A 17870-nucleotide genomic window follows, 5' to 3' on the forward strand; every position below is an offset into this window, starting at 1 on the left:
ATTTTTATTCTCTTCTTGGGCGTTATTTCTCAAAATAGCCTTTATTGCTGCCATGCTTCCTTAATAAAGCGGCTGATCTCTTGCTTGTCGCCATGTACGACCACAGGTGAGCTGATGTACAGCTGATTCTTGGCACGTGTGACGCCTACATACAGAAGACGACGTTCTTCTTCCACCAGTTGAAGCTTTACATCCTCTTCCTGGCTTCGTGACGCGTCTGTTACAGCCATGGCCGCAGAGCGATCGCTTCGGTCTTCTGTCAGTGCGGCCTTCTTGTCTGCAGGAGGCTTCTTCCGCAAGGAGGTGCGATGAGGAAGCAGCTCTTCTGTTATGCCAAGCAGGAACACGGTCTTGAATTCTAGCCCCTTGGCGCGATGAATAGTCATCAGCGTGAGCTTGTCATCTGCTTCCTCCGCATCTCTTGCATGATATGGAGTATCGACAGGGGCAGATTTTGCTTTCGTTTCTTGCCTTGCTTGCTGCTGTGGCGCGTAAGGCTCTGTCCGAGAGCCTCTAGCATTAGTGCTGCCTGTGGCTTGCTGCGCGTCATAACGGGCAGCAAGCTCATCAATATGCTTGATGAAGGCTTCGACCGTATCAAAGCGCTTCGCAGAGCTCTCCAGCTCCTCAAGCAGCTCCGCCGACGCATCCTGATAGGCCGAGCTGTCAGCATGACTCGCTGCTTGCGTGAATTTGTCGTAGAATTCTCTTCGCATATCTTGAACCGCAAGCGCTGGCTTCATAGAGGCCAGCTTCTTTATGTAGCGGATTCTTGGCTTCACCGCCTCCTGCTGGAAGCTCGCGATGCCTTGGCAGGAAGCCAAGTGCACAAGCGGATACTTCTTGGCCCGTTCCTTTTCCTGCTGCTGAATGTAACGGAGTCCTTGCTCTCTAGAGATGTAGAGACAGGCTACCGCGCTTCCGAGAGCTTCCTTATCCCTTGGCTGAAGAGACAAGCGCAGATGATCAATGACAGGCTTCACTAAGCCATGATCGTAGAATAATGGCTCTCGGCCGAGCTGCTCATAGGGGATGCCTTCCATAGTGAGTTGCTCAATCATAGCTCGGCTTACGCTTTGGCTTCGGTACAAAACTGCCATGTCCTGATAGGCATGCCCTTGCTGCTTCAGTTCTTGGATCTTCTCAATCATTAACATCGCTTCTTCCTCTGCATCATTAGGGCGAAGATAATAGGGCTGCTGACTCGTTCCAGCTGATGAGGCTGGGGCAGGCTTTACTGCCTGCATGGTCTTGCTCAGCCGATCCTGATTATGCTTAATAATGGCATTGCCAAGTCCTACGATAGCAGGGGTAGATCGGAAATTCAGATCCAGCGTCACTCTGATTGCATCAGGATAACGCTCCTGAAAGGTTGTAATATATCGATGATTAGCACCGTTAAAGGTATAGATCGTTTGATCATCGTCTCCAAACACGGCAAGGTTGCGATGCGCATTCGCAATTGCCTCAAGCAAGGCGATCTGGACAGGGGTGGAATCCTGAAATTCATCGACCATTACGAATTGAAAGCGCCGAGCGAGCTTCACAGGGAGCTCGGGCTTGGCTTCGAAGAGCTTGATCGTATCAAGTAGCAGATCGTCAAAATCTTTCAGATTGCGTTCTTGCTTTTGTTCCTCAAAGCGCAGCATTGCTCGTCTTAGATCACGCTCCAATGGGGACTTAGGCTGCCAATCCTCAGGAAGCTCTGCCCTTGACTTGAGTGCTGATAATGAGGCGAGCGCTGTTTCTGCTTCGAATTGCTCTTGCAGTCCAAGCTCTCGTAGCACTCTCTTCATGAATCCGTAACGGCTTCTCTCCTCAGCAAGCAGCGTAAAAGGCGGCGCATATGCCTGCAGCAGACGCAGAGCGAAGGAATGAAAGGTGCGGGCTTGCACGCGCCTTGCCATTGAAGGCGTAATTCCCGGAAGACGGCCAAGCCTGTCCCGAATTTCAGCGGCGGCTTTATTCGTGAAGGTAACAAGCCATAATGACTCAGGCGGCACGCTGCTTACCGCCATGAGGTAAGCGGCCCGAGCTGTAAGCACCGACGTCTTGCCAGACCCTGCACCAGCAAGGCAAAGCAGCGGGCCTTCGTGATGACGAACGGCTTCTTGCTGCGCATGATGCAAGGACAGACCTAAGTTCTCCAATGCCTCGAAGAACCACCGATCCTCATCATTAGTGGTATCATGAGACAGTGTCCCAAGGCTGTCTGGTGAGATGCATGTCGACAAAGGCTGTTTATATTCGGCATGGGTGCCTTGCGGACGAGAGGTCCAGGATGTGGCGGCAGGGCTGCTGATTGATTTCTTCATGTGAATCTCCTTGTATCTCCTTGTTCGTTCTTTTGCTCAAGTCCTTGCTGCAGGGTTTGATCCTGCGCGTTTGACGGTATATGCTTGAAGAACGGAGTCTTATCTTTATGAAACGAAATGTTTGGCATAAATGCGTCTAGAAATTGCGCAACTTGACAGGACCGACAACGTACATGAATAGGGGCTCCTTACAAGAGCGGCTTTATTGATGAAGACAAGTACATGATAACGTGTTGAGAATCTCTTTTGCAGGACACATCATTTTCCAATCACAGGCATATGTTGTCCCTATAGAAGTCTATACGTTTCGATGCTGCTTGTTCAAGTGTATATGGGTATTAAAGAAACATGCCTTTTGATGAGGTGAGTGTAGTTGAGGAAGGGAGCAAGCTTTATGAATCGATTTTTGGATAAAGTAAAACAAGGGGCGTCCAAAGCGTCCGAGAAAGCTCAGCTTGTTGTGGAGCTCAATCGCATTCAATCGCAGATTGACAGCCGCCGCAAGGAGTGGGAGCAGCATGCGTATGAAATTGGCTGCATGGCCTTTGATGCATATAAAGATCAGAAGATGGATACTTTGCGTGAACAGATGTCAGAATTAGCTTCAGCAAATATCAGGCTGGAAGAGGAAATAGAAGCACTCGAGTGGAAGCGCTGCGAGCTTCGCCATGAGAAGCGCTGTGACGAATGCGGGGAAATCTCCGCTTGGACTTCGAATTTCTGCGCAAACTGTGGAGCGAAGCTGCCTGACGCTCCTGCCAGCATACGTCAGACTGATTTAAGTACAACGAAATCCGAAGTGAAGCGCAAACCTTCACATGATGGCTACATTACGCTGAATCCCGTTCAGCAAAGCAATGTGATGAAGCCATCGGAGCTGAAGCTTAATGTTCAGGACAGCTACGCAGATCATGAGGAACATGCAGCAAGCAGCGAAGTCTATGAGCAGCAGGCAGCCTTAAGTGAAGAGGATATGTATTTCCCGCCGAGAGCAGCACGCACAAGCTCCTATCAGGCTGAGGATTCTAGAGAAGAAGCAAGGTATGCATCCTCGTCGATTCCACCTGATCAGAAGCCCTGCGCAGGCTGTGGTTCCTTGGCTCCGCTTGATGCTAAGTGGTGTGAGCGCTGCGGGGCTCCATTCATCTAAGAGAACGTCTTAACGTCTGATCACTGCTCGAACTGCAGAGGACATGACTCAAACACTACAGTGTCATTAAATACCAGCAACCTCTCCCAACCTTTCTCGTAGAGTAATGAAGTGGTGATCTTGGATTATGCACTAGCTTGAACGGGCATAGTAAGATCAGCCAATGATGCCGAGTACGGACAATTGTGATAAGGAGCAGGATATAATGGCAGAGTGCATCGTTTATTTCGAAGTGCATGATCGGAACGGAGAAGTTCATAAGCTGCGTGGCTTGGTCATGCTGGAGGAAGGACGGAAGCCTACGGCTGCTGAAGTCCAAGAGATGCTAAGCATGATGGGCTATGAGACACGCATCGCGGATGACAAACAGTATGAATATGAGCCGTTGTCTTCGTCTGCCTTTGAGCGTATTATCGTGAAGAAAATGGATAATGGTGAAGAGACCTTTACTCCTGATCCGATGCTGAAGGCTTTGGCGGAAAGTATGATGGAGAAGAATCGCCGTTCAATATAAAATTTAAGACCGTGCCTATTTAGAACTGATTTGCAGAGTCCTAAAAGGCACGGTCTTTTTTCGTTAAGCATACATTTTGAATATATGCGTTCGTTTATTGCGATGCTTGTGTTTCGCCAAGCTCGGATGTGCAATTTGGACAGCGTGTCGCTTTAATTGCAATCTCTGTAACACAATATGGGCACGTCTTGGTTGTTGGCTCAGGCTTGACCTCTTCCACCTTTTTACGGCGGTGCAGCGCATTAATTCCTTTGACCAGCAGGAATACACAGAATGCAACGAGAATAAAGTCAATAACGGTATTAATGAAAGAACCATACGCAATGACGGGCACGCTGTTCGCTTGTGCATCAGCAAGAGTTATAGGTTCTGAGATTCCGTCCAAGCGAATTACAAGATCTTTGAAGTCCATGCCTCCGATTAGTGCACCGATTGGCGGCATGATGACATCGTTGACGATGGAGGTTACGATCTTGTTGAAGGCTCCTCCAATGATGACACCGACAGCAAGGTCAATGACATTGCCGCGCATCGCAAAGTCTTTAAACTCCTGTACAAATGATGTTACTTTTCTTTTTGAATCTCCCATAGGTCTACCTCTTTTCATGATATATCTTGTCTGAATAATCTGTATCCAATCAATCCTTTGTCAGCAGCATAAGAATTGACGGGCAATTGGCGTTGTCTTCATCGGTCAGCAGGAACGAGCAGCCGGAGCTTGCTAGGAAATAGCTCTGCGACAAAGGGGGTGTTCCCAGCTTCTTCTCCATCGCCTATCGTAAGCTGCGGTACCGATGGTTCTATTCGCGCCTTGCGTCCACGCTTTATGGTTACATAACGTAATCGAGTATGCCTGCCAAACAGTACAGTGGGAAGCAGTAGCATAAGCTTAAGACGGCTCGCATGATGAACAATGCAAAGATCGAATTGGCCATCATTGCTTGCAGCATCAGGGCATATGCGTATTCCTCCGCCATAGGTGCTCGTATTGGCTACCGCACAAAGCCATACCTGCTTGTACTGTGTTGACTGTCCATCCACTTCAATGACAGCATCAACAGGCTTGTAACGAATCAGGGTATGGATGATGCCTAGCAAATAAGCAACAGAACCAAGCCCTAGGCGATTGCACCAAGACTTGTACCAGCTCGTGTCTGCAGCATGCGCAACTTCAGCATCAAAGCCCGTTGCAAGTGCAGTAAGCGTCCAAGTATCGTAAGCATAGAGAAGGTCAATAGAGCGTATGTGAGCATCCTGAATAACCTTCAGCGCTTTCTCTGGCCGCTTGGGAATGCCGAAGCCTCTAGCCGTATCGTTGCCAGAACCTGCCGGTATAATACCTAGTGCGGCTTCAGAACCAGCAAGTAGAGACAGCATGCGATGAATGGTGCCGTCTCCTCCAATAACGATGATCGTACACTTAGGATATAGCTGAAGATGATGGTTCACTTGCTCAAAAGCTTCTTCTCCTGAAGTCGAGAGACATACCGCATACGGATGCTCTAACTTAGGCTCCAGACGCTTCCACACGCGAAGCGCATTGCCATTGCCAGCGGAGCCATTGATGACAAACATATTCACGGTATTCTCTCCCAAATGCCTGATGCTTATATTATTTAGACCTTCCCTATTATATCATCGGAAGAGGCGGAGCCAAGCATAGAGCATGAATAAATTCTAGCAATTCTCAAATCAGTTGAAACATTAGAGTAGAAATACCGTACTATGCTGTAAGCAACTAGCAACTAGCAACTAGCAACTAGATCGTCATATTTCCCATTCTAGCTCAGGAGGGTGTACGAATGTCGATGTTCAATCGTTTATTAGCGAGTGTTGGAATTGGCAATGCGAAGGTGGATACACTGCTGGAGCATTCCCGGTATGCGCCTGGAGGCGAGGTCAGAGGCGTAGTTAAGATGCAAGGGGGACAAGTCTCACAGAAGGTGGACGGTATTCAGTTATCCCTATTAACGCAGTACGTTAGAGAATCGAATGACAACCAGCGTTGGGAAACCTTTGAATTGTCTCATTATCGTATCAGCGATGCCTTCACGCTTCAGCCAAATGAATCCAAAGAGTATCCATTCACCATTCAATTGCCTTATGCAACACCGTTAACCATTGGCCAGGCTCCTGTTTGGCTCAAAACGACGCTTGATATTGCAAGTGCAGTCGATCCAAATGACAATGATCGTCTAGAGATTATTCCGAATGTGGAGCAGAGCATCGTAATTGATGCCCTTAATCGCTTAGGCTTTCGACTTCGCAAGGCAGATTGCGAATATGCGCCGCGCATTGGAGGACATCATCCATTTGTTCAAGAGTTTGAATTTGTACCGACGAGCTACTTCCGTGGGGACCTTGATGAGCTGGAGGTTATCTTTATCCCAATTGATGGCCAATTAGAGCTGCTGCTGCAAATTGATCGCCGAGCCAGAGGCATAGGCGGATGGCTTACTGAAGCGATGGATATGGATGAGACCTTTGTCCGCTATCGTCTGCCTCATGACGAGTGGCGCCGTCTTGGCGCTGAAGGAGTGTCGGCTGAGCTGGCCGAGCTGATTCGCCGATATATATAAATCAAACAGGGTGTGATCACGACGATATGTGCGTGACTACACCCTGTTGTTGCTTCTTGCTCCATCTGCAGCCTAAGCTGCCAGCGGGATGTTATTTGTCGCCTCGATCCGTATGCTTGCGCGGTTCGGATGGATTGGATGAATCCTTGTTATCATCCGCTTTAGCAACGAGTCGAATATCCGTTTTCCCATCATGGTGATTGTCAAAGAGATACTCTTTGAGTTCCCATTCTGAAGCCCCAAGCTGTGGGTCTGACGGGAAATGCTGCCCTCGGTGGAGAACTTCCTCGCGGCCCCATTCGTTGGCGTAGATTCCATCTACTTCAACACGATCATAGGACATTGGATTCATGTTGTTTTCATCATGGCGATCTCTTGGCAAGTTGCTCGCTCCTTCCTCAAGTCACATGGCTTCCTTCATAACGTTCCCAAGGGAGGTGCAGGCTATGCTAAAGAGCTGTATCGAGAATCGCCCAGTACTAAGTGGAATGATGGTATCGGGCTTCAAGCTTCTTGCCGCCGATCCATAGCAGGCCAAATACACCAACCGCCAGCACGATGCGCCATGGTTCATGAATGAATCCCTGCCAGTCGTGGCCGATAAAGGCCATCATGAAGATCATAATGGACTTGCCGCACAGCACTGCAATCATAAAGGTAGCAAACGACACAGTGCTCAATCCGGCGATGATATTAATAAGGAAGGATGGCGTAAAAGGAAAACATAATAGCAAAAAGATAGGTGTAAATCCTTTTCGTTCAATCCAATGAAAGAGCTTGGAGGAGCTTGGGAGCTTGCGCTGAATCCAAGCACTGAATCTGGTGCGGAACAGTCGGGCCATCCAAAACACACAAAATGCTCCCACACAGCAGCCAATCCATGAATATAAGAAGCCGAGCCATAGGCCGTATGCCGCCGCATTTGCCATTACGAATACCACTAGCGGCAGAAAGGGCATAAACGCTTCTATAAACGGGAGAAGAATCCCTGGCAGCGGTCCAAGCGCTGAATATTTCATCAGCAGAGCTTGAACCTGATCCATATCCAAATTTTTTAATGTCGTTGATACGTGGTGGAACCATTCCCACATGCTATGTTTCATCCTCTCCCAGCTGATTCTTACATTATGTGCAGCCCATCAGTGTTCAGCGAACCAACGGGATGGGAACAATAAGTAAATCAATGCTATTATCGCAAACAACGCGGCACTAATCCAGACTACAGCAGCAATGGATATGTAATCGGCAATAAGGCCGCCGATAACAGGCCCTACGAGCACACCAATGCCTTCTACCGTCGATAATAGACTCCATCCCAGTCCTTTTTGCGAAGGGGGGACATATAAAGCAAGCAGCGCATTCCAAGCAGGAAGCACCGCTGAATAAGACAGCCCAAGAATAATGGCGATTCCGTAAGCCATGCCAGTCGAAGGCTTGAAGGACAAGGAGGCGAGCATAACGGCAAAGATCGCAAACCCAATAAATAAAAACGGCTTTCGACCCGTTCGGTCCGACCATTTGCCCATTGGCATTAATCCAAGCACTGTGCATCCTCCACCTAACAGGAGAAGAATCGAATACTGAGTCGCATTAAGGCTCAAATACTCCTTTGCAAAGCTTGGCAGCACAGGAACGAGCATGCTTGCCGCCAATGTCTGAATGACCATTCCCGGAAGAAGGGGCTTCATGGCGATGAGCCGTGCCTTCAAAGCTTCCCATTGCTTGCGAAAAGGGACGGGTAGAGCTCCAGTCTGACGGGCATCCGGCGCGAAGAAGCTGATGAGCCAAGCGGCAGAGGATAACGACACAAGCAGAATGTAGCCCCAAGACGGCTTAGAATCTAAGATCAGATTCAGTACAACAGGGCCTGAGCCCATGCCGACCAGCCAGATCATATACAAATATCCCATCTGCGCAGCACGCTGATCTTCTTTCACCTTCGTTAAGCACACGATCCATACCGGGGAAATGCCTACACCATAAAGCGCTGCAGCAAAGATAAACAGCCAAGGATGATATCCCCACGTGAACAAGACAACTCCAATAAGGGATATCAACAGACCGATATTGATAATCCAGCGCGCCGACCAGCGGTCGAGCAAATACCCGATAAAGGTCTTGAGGATCGTATCGGTTAAATAATGAGCAGTAATCGCTGTACCGATTATCGTAAGCTGCAGCATTAATTCATTTTTGCCGAAAATAGGTATAAAGCTAACGAGAACTGCCCCTCTGACGAATTCAACCAGAAACAAGATTACGGAAAGCAGGATAATCTCAGGTCCTAGACCCAAAAAACGTATTCCTTTCACCTTAGACACTCCTTCAATGTATCACCGAACATTTGGTTTAAGCGGCATGATATTTGTATAGCGAAATAACACCCTATATCACATTGTTTACCAAATGTTATAACCCAAGACGGTACAAGGTATGAAATGATAAGGATAGATAGACTGGGCGCTTCTGTGTAAAAGGCAAGGCGTTCCAATCGATTTATTCAGCCCCCTGAACCGCAGAATCTTACGTTTGAACGTCATCTGCTGACATTTTTCTTAAGTGGTTAGACGTTCCATTACTGAGGTTTCCTTCATTAAAAGTGACTCTCCCTGTGTTTTTCTAGCTTGAAGGGAAGCGGGAATAAGGATTTGCTCAAAATATTGTCTCGGATGTCTCCACCTGCGCACCTTTGGATCGGAAGCCATGGCAATCGTCATCCGAAGCGCAGGAATCGAGCATATGATCTGACCGCCATGCCCTAGCGCATAGGAGCAAGATTGACTCAGGAGAAGATCGTTCCACCGCTGATATCCGTAAGTACCGAATCCCGGACAGCCATCGGTGTGGTCAGCCATTGATTCAGAGGCCCATGAATAGGGTAATATCTGTGTATCGGCCATCGTCTGCCTTCTGGTCATTGCTGCATGAGATTCGGACAAGACGGGTGAAGACAAAGGATTTGTTGTCATAGGCCAAGAGCCTTGATGAGTCATCACCTCACCGAATTTTAACATATCTCGTCCTGTGAGCATAAGCCCGATATGTCCAGCAGTATCACCGTCAGGAGATCGAAGCCACTCAAATCGATGAATTTGGAGCGGGTCGAAAAAAAGATACCTGGCTGCGTATTCATCGGCAGTGCGTCCGGTGCAGCGAGTCATCAGCATGGACAAGAGGTGGGAATCGATGCTGCGGTATTGAAATTGTCCCAGCTTGTCCGCTTGTATAGGAAGCCTCAATGCAAAGCGAGCCCAGCTTGGGCTGCGATGAAAGGCATGAATATAACGTTCGCCGAGCTTCGGGCCCGTTGTCCAGTGAAAGCCAGAAGTCATCGTCAGCAGGTGATAAGGCGTGAGCCCATGCCATAACGTATCATTCGCGCGGCTTCTAGGCAAAATATCCTTGAAGCACGCAAAAATGGCTGTTGAAGGCGGAAGGATCTCTTGTCTGTCCAGCATAATCCCATATAGCGCGCCAATAAAGCTCTTTGTGGCTGAACGAAGGTCATGCAGGGATTGCTCGTTGCAGCCGTTAGCATAATGCTCGATAAGAAGCTCGCCGTCACAGGATAGAAGGAGACATCTTAGTTTTGGAAACCATATTTGAAGCTGTTGGATCGCGGAATTCAAGCTCTCGACTTTATGTTTGGAAGAGGATGATTTCATTTGCTGACTAGACATGGTCGTTTCCTCCTTTTCATACATTTGTATAGAGTCAAGGGATGTTTGGAAGCACCTGTCGTTGTGTATTATGCCCAGCAGAGAAAGGTATCAGCGAATGGTGTGTTTTTCTAACGGAACTGAATATGCTATAATAGGGACTATTAGGTCGAAATTCCAGCATGATAAGCGAAGTCCGTTAGTTCTCCGTTGCGGAGCATGATCTACAACGCTTTGGGAGGGAATTTTCATGGCAACTAAAGGTCACAACGAAGTGAAAGAAAGCTTGTTGGAGATGACGCGTATTTTCCGACCGAAGAATCCTCGGAAGTTCGTGAAGGAATACATCCGAAAGTATCGGATTACGGGAGGCTATGAAGACGAACTTACCCATCTTGTTGAGGTAGAGCTCGGAAAGATTGATTCAAGTGTGTCATAAAAATTAGAGATGAACAAGAAAGATTTGTTAACATAATGGAACTCACTATATATTTTGAGGTAAGGCATGACAAAGAAATTGCCTATAACCGGGTTGTTTGACCAAGCATCGAGCGTGCATGGATCAAACAACCCTTTTCTATTTTTACAGCGTGTTAAATATATATGAAGGAAGAGACATGGAGCTGCTGCTGATTGCCGCCGAATAGACTACCTCATGGTGTTGCGGACGAGCCGATGAATCTGATTGCGATATCCCGTAAGGGAGGTTGCAGGATAGACCTTCATCGCGTAAGCACTAATCTGATTAAAAAAATCGGCATTTGCACTAATGTAGACGTCATGAAGCTGGGGGAGCTTCTCGCGTACTGTGATGGCAACGGTCTGCTTGAATTCATGGGAGAGCTCTTTGCTGCTGTTCACGGAACGAAGCGAGCTGTTCTTATCGATGACATTGGGAGCGGCAAATGGGGTGCGAGTTACTTTGGCTGCACCAGCAGGATATCTGTAGCCTACACCTTGCTGTTCTCTTGTCTGTGTTCCGCCGCTAGCCTTCATGCCCAGTCCGCCTCCATTAAGTGCGAGTGCAACGTAGGCATTGCCGTCCATTACAATCACATAAGCTAATCCTACCCCATCCAGCTTGGCCAGCTCTGCTGCTGCCTCGCGGTCTAGACGGACAAGTCGGGAATTGGCTTTGCTTCTTGTTGGAAAGTCAGATTCAGAAAGAGCGGTAGTCCGCGGGGCATAGGGATAAGCGTCCTTATCAAGCACACCAGGATCTTGATAAGCTCTAGGACCTACTAAGCGAGGATCGTCTGTACGCTGATCCCCATAGCTTTTGATCGGTGTGCTGGAATACTGCTGACCTTGCTTAGAAGAATAAGAGGAGCAGCCAGAGCATAGTATCGCAGCAATGGCAATGAATGTGACGATCCTGTGAACGTTTGGCTTGAAATGGAAAGGGAAAAAACTTATCAAAGGGGATTTAGGATTGGATTTCATAAGACATCTCCTTTCATTTAGTTGTATCGTTTCGAAAAAAGACGAAAACTATACAGGATATGGAATTTATTGATAGGTGAATAGATACCAAAAGACAGCTGTAGTCATGTTTCGACATACGCATTGGTGCCAAAAACACATTATTGAAAACGTTTACAATCCTTGATATTATGCGGAATTATCGCAAAATTGAACACTTTGTGAACTCGACGGTAAACATTGACAAATAAAAATATGGAAATTATATTTAGGTGAGTGATTGTGTTCATTGACAGGATTGTGACATCCGTGCGTGAACCAAAGCTTTCCCTTTAACTGAATGTGCTGGGTCTATCAACGATTTTTTACATCAGAAGAATGCTGATTCCGCTATTTCAGCACCCTCTGAGACAACCAGAGCTATCCTCATTATTCCTCTCCATCCAAGAATCAATCATCAGAGTGTCTTGCGAGTGTTATGAAGGGTTTGGTATGGGTATGTGATGCCATAATCTTACGAAAACGTAAAAAGTGGGGTTGATCAATGATGAAACGGTGGCATGCTGCGAAACGACTCCTTCCGCTGTTCGCTGGACTTGTCCTGCTCCTGAGTGCCTGCGGCCGCGAAGATTTATCCGCAATTAACCCGCAAGGACCTGTTGCTGAGAAGCAATATGGGCTTATGACCTTGTCCATTTCCATTATGACGCTGGTCGTTGTGGTTGTGTTCGCGATCTCGTTCTATGTCATCATCCGCTACCGTCGCAAGCCGGGGCAGAATGATATTCCGAAGCAAGTCGAGGGCAATCATAAGCTAGAGATTATTTGGACGGTTATTCCTATCGTGCTCCTCCTTATTTTGGCTGTTCCAACCGCAAAGTATGTATTCGCTTTCGCAGAGGACTACAGTAAAGATGAGAATGCAATCAAAGTGAATGTGACCTCTCATCAATACTGGTGGGAATTCGAGTATCCTGAATACGGCATTAGAACCGCTCAAGATCTCATTATTCCAACAAATAAGAAAATTGCGATTAATCTGAGAACGCAAGACGTGCTTCACTCCTTCTGGGTGCCTTCCTTAGCAGGAAAGATGGATACGAATACAGAGGGCAACTTGAACAAGATGTACATAGAAGCGACCAAGGAAAATGTGTACCGAGGCAAGTGTGCCGAGCTGTGTGGTCCTTCTCATGCTTACATGGACTTCAAGGTTAAGGCTGTGAACGAAGATACGTTCAAGGCTTGGGTGAATGAGATGAATGCTGAGCCGAAGGCATGGACGGGGGACCCTGCCGCTTATGACAAGTTCAAGACGAGCTGCTTGTCTTGCCATGCGCTCGATAATAGCCAAAGCTTAGGACCGAATCTCAAGGGACTTGGGAGCCGTGAATCGATCGCAGGCATCATGTTGAATCGTGACAATGTGAGCGAGCCGATCAATCAGGATCTCATGGAGCAGCATCTGCGTGAATGGATTGTTGATCCTGAGAGAGTGAAGCCAGGCAATGCGATGACGAACGGAATGACTGGCGTGGAGTTCACGGATGAAGAGCTTGATCAGATCGTCGACTACTTGTCGAATTACAAGCTCGATTCTTTGAAAGAGATCAATAAGCAATAATGAAAATGCGTCAAGCATCTTCTAGGGGGGGTTACGACCTTGGCTCACACTACGCATACGGTGAAGCGATATAGCGGCTTAATGGATTGGCTGACGACGGTCGACCATAAGAAGATTGGAGTCTTGTACCTCATAGCTGGTGCTTTCTTCTTTGGCATCGGCGGCATTGAGGCCATCTTGATTCGTATTCAGTTAATCAAGCCGCAAAATACTTTTTTGGACGCGCAAACCTTTAACGAATTAATCACGATGCACGGAACCACGATGATCTTTCTAGGCGTCATGCCGATTATCTTTGCACTTATGAATGCGATTATTCCGCTGCAGATCGGTGCTCGTGACGTAGCATTTCCATTTTTGAATGCGCTCGGATTCTGGACGTTCTTCTTCGGAGGCTTGCTCCTCAATCTTAGCTGGCTGATCGGCAGCGTGCCTGATGCAGGATGGACATCTTATGTTCCGCTGGCATCCACGACATACAGCACCCATCATGGGGTGGACTTTTATGTTTTGGGCTTACAGATAGCCGGTATTGGTACACTACTTGGGGGAATTAACTTCCTGGCTACGATTATTAATATGAGAGCGCCGGGCATGTCCTTCATGCGTATGCCCATGTTCACCTGGGCATCCTTCATTACATCAGCATTAATCCTGTTTGCATTCCCAGCGGTAACCGTTGGTCTTGTCCTTCTCATGTTTGACCGCTTGTTCGGCGGCAACTTCTTCGAAGTGGCAAATGGCGGTAACCCGATTCTTTGGCAGCATATCTTCTGGATCTTTGGACACCCAGAAGTGTATATCTTGATCCTGCCAGCATTCGGTATTATCTCTGACGTGGTAAGTACGTTCTCCCGCAAGCGTCTATTCGGATACAGCTCGATGGTGTTTGCAACAATCTTGATTGGTTTCTTAGGATTCATGGTTTGGGCCCACCATATGTTTGCAACAGGCTTGGGACCAGTGGCGAATGCCTTGTTCTCGATTGCAACGATGCTGATTGCCGTGCCGACGGGAATTAAGATTTTTAACTGGCTGTTTACGATGTGGGGAGGCTCCATTAAGTTTACAGCGGCTAATCTATACGCAGTAGGCTTTATTCCTACCTTCGTTATGGGTGGGGTAACCGGAGTTATGCTGGCATCTGCTCCAGCGGACTTTCAGTTCCACGATACGTACTTTGTCGTTGCCCACTTCCATTACGTTATCGTAGGCGGCTTGGTGCTCGGTTTATTTGCTGGTCTGCATTACTGGTGGCCGAAGATGTTCGGCCGCGTATTGAAAGAAGGCCTTGGCAAAGCGACATTCTGGATGTTCTTCATCGGCTTCCAATTGACGTTCTTCGTGCAGCATTTCTTAGGCCTTACGGGTATGCCGCGGCGTGTATTCACGTACTTGCCGAATCAACGCTTTGATTTGATGAACCTGATTAGTACAATCGGTGCCATCATGATGGGTATTGGGGTGCTGATGTTCTTGTGGAATGTCTTAGTTACTTCCCTTAAGCCAGCAAATGCTTCCAATGATCCATGGGAAGATGGCCGTACGCTGGAGTGGACAATTCCATCTCCTCCACCAGAATACAACTTCAAGCAAACGCCGCTTGTACGCGGATACGATGCTTGGTGGAAAGAAAAGATGGAAGGCAATACTGAGATGCAGCCGGCTGAACCCGTTGGTTCCATCCATATGCCGTCTCCATCTATCCTTCCGTTCTTTATGGGCATTGGCTTGTTTATTGCAGGCTTTGGCTTTATGTTTGCGAAGGACGACTTCAATAACGCGCTCCTTAATGGACTGTTCAACAATTATGTGGTAGCCGGTGTTGGACTTCTCATCACCTTAACATGCATGTTCTTGCGCTCGGTAATCGATGACCCTGGTTATCATATCGAGAAGGAAGAGCTGGAGGATAAGGGGGTAAAAGCATGAGTGCACCCGTGCACGCGGACGGTCAATGGCCGCATGAACCGGAAAAAGCAACCTTAGAAGGACGTAATAAAGTATTAGGCTTCTGGCTGTTTCTTGGTGGAGAGGCAGTCCTGTTCGGAACGTTGTTCGCAACGTTCCTTGCACTCCGCAATTCGATTGGAGATGGGCCTGCTGCTAGTGAACTGTTCAAGCTCCCAATGATTGCAGCGGCAACTATTATTTTGCTTGCAAGTTCCCTGACGAGTGTGTTTGCGGTGCAAGCCTTGCATCAGAACCGCGTGAAGTCCATGATTCAGTGGCTGATCGCAACAGTTGTATTGGGGTTTGCATTCTTAGGATTAGAGATTTATGAATTTGTAGAGTACGTTCACGAAGGTCATACCTTTACGACCAGTGCATTCAGTACCGCCTTCTATACGCTAGTAGGCTTCCACGGTGCCCACGTTCTATTTGGAGTCGTTTGGATTACGATTCTGATCGTGCAGGTACAGAAGAAGGGCTTGAATTTGGTTACGGCTCCGAAGGTCTATGTATCTGCAATCTACTGGCATTTTATCGACGTAGTCTGGGTATTCATCTTCACTGTTGTGTACCTCATGGGAAAGGTGGGTTAATCCTATGGCCGCTCAACAAGCAGCTTCTGATCAATCAAAACGCCGACATAAGCATGAAGGGCCACAAAAGCATATCGTTGCTTTTATTTTCTCCATCGTGCTGACGCTGATTGCCTTCGCGGCTGTTGGCTCCGCTGGTGAAGTGAACACGACGTTCATCTACATTATTCTCATGGTCATGGCCATCCTGCAGGTCGTCATTCAGATGGCTTATTGGATGCACATGAAGGATAAAGGACATATGCTCCCGATTGTGTTTATGTTTGGGGGAGCAATTGTGGCTCTCACCTGTATCGTTATGGCTGTCTATTGGGTATGGTGGGGTTAAGGAAATCGCGATTTGGAGGTGGCGCTTGCGCCGCCTCTTTTTCCGTACAGGAGTCGCAAGGGTAGTCAGCACGAATACGGAACGGGAGGGTTATTGTATGTTTGGTTTGGAGTCATTTTTTAGCTTTTCAGATCTATGGAGTCCGCTTATGCTGATCGCTACGGTCTTAATCATTATCCTTTATCTTGGATTAACCGGTCCATTTAGACAACGATTTGCAGATTCGACGCCTGTGCCTCCCTTCCGAAAAGGGCTGTTTATCATTGGGGTGCTGCTGTTGTATTTTGTGCAAGGTGGACCTGTGAATGTTCTTAGTCATATGATGTTTACGTTTCATATGATTATGATGTCCATCTCCTACATTATTGTACCGCCTCTATTAATGCTAGGCATTCCTAGCTGGCTGTGGCGCTTTATGCTGGATCGGGCGTTTGTCAAAAAGCTGAATTGGCTTATGCATCCGATCTTAACGGCTGTTCTGTTCAACACTCTTTTCTCGCTCTACCATGTTCCAGCCGTGCATGACTATGTCATGCTGAACTACGATGTTCACATTCTCTACTATATCGCACTCTTTATTGCTTCTATGATGATGTGGTGGCCCGTTGTTTCTCCAGTGCCGGAATGGCCAGGCATTACACATGTGAAGAAGATGGGTTATATCTTCTTAAATGGCGTATTGATTACACCTGCCTGCGCGCTCATTATTTTTGCAGGAGATCCGCTGTACAGTACCTACACGGACCCGGATACATGGGCGCTAGCCATGGGATACTGTGTAGCAGGAGATCCTTCGCAGCTGATCTCTTCCTTCGGTGGACCTGAGTTCTTCAATTGGTTCGATCCTGTCGAAGACCAGCAGCTTGGTGGCATCGTTATGAAACTGATTCAAGAGACGATGTACGGAGCGATATTGGCTTATGTATTCAGTCAATGGTTCCGCAAGGAAGGTAAGGATGATGACGATGTCGTAGAATCGACACTAGACGGACACTGGAAGCAGGCTTAATTCGCGCTATAATAGGAAGGGGGACTAGGAGCAGGATACTGCCCTAGCCGGACTGGAGTAGAAGCATAAAGGGAGGACTTGTTAGCCGTGGATTTGTATAATATTATGCCTGCGATAAGTACAAGCTTTATCGCGATCAGTGCGATTCTCGTCGCGATCGGGTGGCGGCAAATTATAAAAAGACGGATTGTACAGCATAAGCGCACGATGACCTTGGCTGCCATTGCAGCTGTCATCTTCTTCGTGATTTATGTCTCGCGTACGGCATTTGTAGGCAATACCGCATGGGGTGGACCTGAAGACTTGAAGACCATCTATACCGTCTTCTTAATCTTCCATATCGTACTGGCGACCGTAGCGGCTGTATTTGGTCTTACGACTTTGTACACCGGCTATAAGGAAAACTATGCGAAGCATAAGAAGCTGGGACGATTCACAGCCGTGATCTGGTTTATTACTGCGATTACAGGTGTAACGGTGTATGTGCTTCTTTATATTATGTACCCAGGCGGACATACGAAGCCTGTGTTGGATGCGATACTAGGCTGGTAGGATAAGAAAGAATAATGACATATCAGGTAGAAGCAAGGCGGCTCTGACTTCGGTCAGGGTCGCTTTTTTGTGTGAAAATCGCATCTGTTGGTCAGGTTCATCATTAGGACGCTGATTATTACCAGCCTGAGAAGTGGTGCATGAGCAGGATGAATGCTCTAAAATAATGGTG

At 47.6% G+C, this 17870-nt stretch carries 18 protein-coding genes; 10 read left to right on the plus strand and 8 right to left on the minus strand.

What is annotated here, in order from left to right; genetic code table 11:
- Nucleotides 1-41: 41 nt before the first annotated feature.
- Entirely contained in the window at nucleotides 42-2315 is a 2274-nt protein-coding gene (locus B9Y93_RS15295; RefSeq protein ID WP_085495578.1) for an ATP-dependent helicase, read from the minus strand.
- A gap of 394 nt (nucleotides 2316-2709) precedes the next feature.
- Here B9Y93_RS15295 and B9Y93_RS15300 point away from each other — a divergent pair, with 394 nt between their 5' ends.
- Both B9Y93_RS15300 and B9Y93_RS15305 read left to right on the plus strand, forming a co-directional pair.
- Nucleotides 2710-3465 (plus strand): zinc ribbon domain-containing protein, encoded by a 756-nt coding sequence (locus B9Y93_RS15300; RefSeq protein ID WP_085495579.1) that lies wholly within the window; start codon nucleotides 2710-2712, stop codon nucleotides 3463-3465.
- A 205-nt stretch (nucleotides 3466-3670) separates the two neighbouring features.
- The gene (locus B9Y93_RS15305) at nucleotides 3671-3979 is read left to right on the plus strand and encodes a hypothetical protein (RefSeq protein ID WP_085495581.1); all 309 of its coding nucleotides are present in this window, start codon (nucleotides 3671-3673) and stop codon (nucleotides 3977-3979) included.
- Nucleotides 3980-4073: 94 nt separating this feature from the next.
- On the opposite strand, the gene mscL is transcribed toward B9Y93_RS15305, so the two are convergent.
- Nucleotides 4074-4568 carry a large conductance mechanosensitive channel protein MscL gene (gene mscL / locus B9Y93_RS15310; RefSeq protein ID WP_085495583.1) on the minus strand — a complete coding sequence of 165 codons (495 nt, stop codon included), beginning with the start codon at nucleotides 4566-4568 and terminating at the stop codon, nucleotides 4074-4076.
- Between the two features lie 98 nt (nucleotides 4569-4666).
- Entirely contained in the window at nucleotides 4667-5554 is an 888-nt protein-coding gene (locus B9Y93_RS15315) for a diacylglycerol/lipid kinase family protein (protein WP_085496094.1), read from the minus strand.
- Between the two features lie 227 nt (nucleotides 5555-5781).
- On the opposite strand from B9Y93_RS15315, the gene B9Y93_RS15320 reads away from it, so the two are divergent.
- Nucleotides 5782-6558 carry a sporulation protein gene (locus tag B9Y93_RS15320; protein WP_085495585.1) on the plus strand — a complete coding sequence of 259 codons (777 nt, stop codon included), beginning with the start codon at nucleotides 5782-5784 and terminating at the stop codon, nucleotides 6556-6558.
- A 91-nt stretch (nucleotides 6559-6649) separates the two neighbouring features.
- On the opposite strand, the gene B9Y93_RS15325 is transcribed toward B9Y93_RS15320, so the two are convergent.
- The 4 genes from B9Y93_RS15325 to B9Y93_RS15340 form a co-directional block, all read right to left on the minus strand.
- Nucleotides 6650-6910 (minus strand): transposase, encoded by a 261-nt coding sequence (locus tag B9Y93_RS15325; protein WP_085496097.1) that lies wholly within the window; start codon nucleotides 6908-6910, stop codon nucleotides 6650-6652.
- A 127-nt stretch (nucleotides 6911-7037) separates the two neighbouring features.
- Complete coding sequence (locus B9Y93_RS15330; RefSeq protein WP_085495587.1) at nucleotides 7038-7649, minus strand: TVP38/TMEM64 family protein; 612 nt, start codon at nucleotides 7647-7649, stop codon at nucleotides 7038-7040.
- A gap of 48 nt (nucleotides 7650-7697) precedes the next feature.
- Nucleotides 7698-8870, minus strand: coding sequence for an MFS transporter (locus B9Y93_RS15335; RefSeq protein ID WP_085495590.1), 1173 nt, complete (start codon nucleotides 8868-8870; stop codon nucleotides 7698-7700).
- 243 nt (nucleotides 8871-9113) lie between these two features.
- The gene (locus B9Y93_RS15340) at nucleotides 9114-10238 is read right to left on the minus strand and encodes a serine hydrolase domain-containing protein (RefSeq protein ID WP_176228943.1); all 1125 of its coding nucleotides are present in this window, start codon (nucleotides 10236-10238) and stop codon (nucleotides 9114-9116) included.
- A gap of 229 nt (nucleotides 10239-10467) precedes the next feature.
- Between B9Y93_RS15340 and B9Y93_RS15345 the strand changes: the two genes are divergently transcribed.
- The gene (locus B9Y93_RS15345) at nucleotides 10468-10656 is read left to right on the plus strand and encodes a hypothetical protein (protein WP_085495594.1); all 189 of its coding nucleotides are present in this window, start codon (nucleotides 10468-10470) and stop codon (nucleotides 10654-10656) included.
- A 209-nt stretch (nucleotides 10657-10865) separates the two neighbouring features.
- On the opposite strand, the gene B9Y93_RS15350 is transcribed toward B9Y93_RS15345, so the two are convergent.
- The gene (locus B9Y93_RS15350) at nucleotides 10866-11660 is read right to left on the minus strand and encodes a hypothetical protein (RefSeq protein ID WP_085495596.1); all 795 of its coding nucleotides are present in this window, start codon (nucleotides 11658-11660) and stop codon (nucleotides 10866-10868) included.
- Nucleotides 11661-12183: 523 nt separating this feature from the next.
- On the opposite strand from B9Y93_RS15350, the gene coxB reads away from it, so the two are divergent.
- The 6 genes from coxB (at nucleotide 12184) to B9Y93_RS15380 (ending at nucleotide 17698) form a co-directional block, all read left to right on the plus strand.
- A complete protein-coding gene (coxB, locus tag B9Y93_RS15355; protein ID WP_085495598.1) occupies nucleotides 12184-13263 on the plus strand; it encodes a cytochrome c oxidase subunit II in 1080 nt (359 codons plus the stop codon).
- Between the two features lie 81 nt (nucleotides 13264-13344).
- On the plus strand, nucleotides 13345-15195 hold the full coding sequence (gene ctaD / locus B9Y93_RS15360) for a cytochrome c oxidase subunit I (protein ID WP_088549525.1): 1851 nt from the start codon (nucleotides 13345-13347) through the stop codon (nucleotides 15193-15195).
- Nucleotides 15192-15809, plus strand: a complete 618-nt coding sequence (locus B9Y93_RS15365; protein WP_085495601.1) for a cytochrome (ubi)quinol oxidase subunit III — start codon at nucleotides 15192-15194, stop codon at nucleotides 15807-15809. Before ctaD ends, B9Y93_RS15365 begins: the two co-directional genes overlap by 4 nt.
- 4 nt (nucleotides 15810-15813) lie before the next feature.
- Complete coding sequence (locus tag B9Y93_RS15370) at nucleotides 15814-16137, plus strand: cytochrome C oxidase subunit IV family protein (protein WP_085495604.1); 324 nt, start codon at nucleotides 15814-15816, stop codon at nucleotides 16135-16137.
- A gap of 97 nt (nucleotides 16138-16234) precedes the next feature.
- Entirely contained in the window at nucleotides 16235-17146 is a 912-nt protein-coding gene (gene ctaG, locus B9Y93_RS15375; RefSeq protein WP_085495606.1) for a cytochrome c oxidase assembly factor CtaG, read from the plus strand.
- Between the two features lie 87 nt (nucleotides 17147-17233).
- Nucleotides 17234-17698: a DUF420 domain-containing protein gene (locus B9Y93_RS15380; RefSeq protein ID WP_085495608.1), complete on the plus strand. Its 465-nt coding sequence runs from the start codon at nucleotides 17234-17236 to the stop codon at nucleotides 17696-17698.
- Nucleotides 17699-17870: the final 172 nt, after the last annotated feature.

The organism is Paenibacillus aquistagni (genome assembly GCF_900177815.1).
GTDB classification, from domain to species: Bacteria; Bacillota; Bacilli; order Paenibacillales; family Paenibacillaceae; genus Paenibacillus_B; species Paenibacillus_B aquistagni.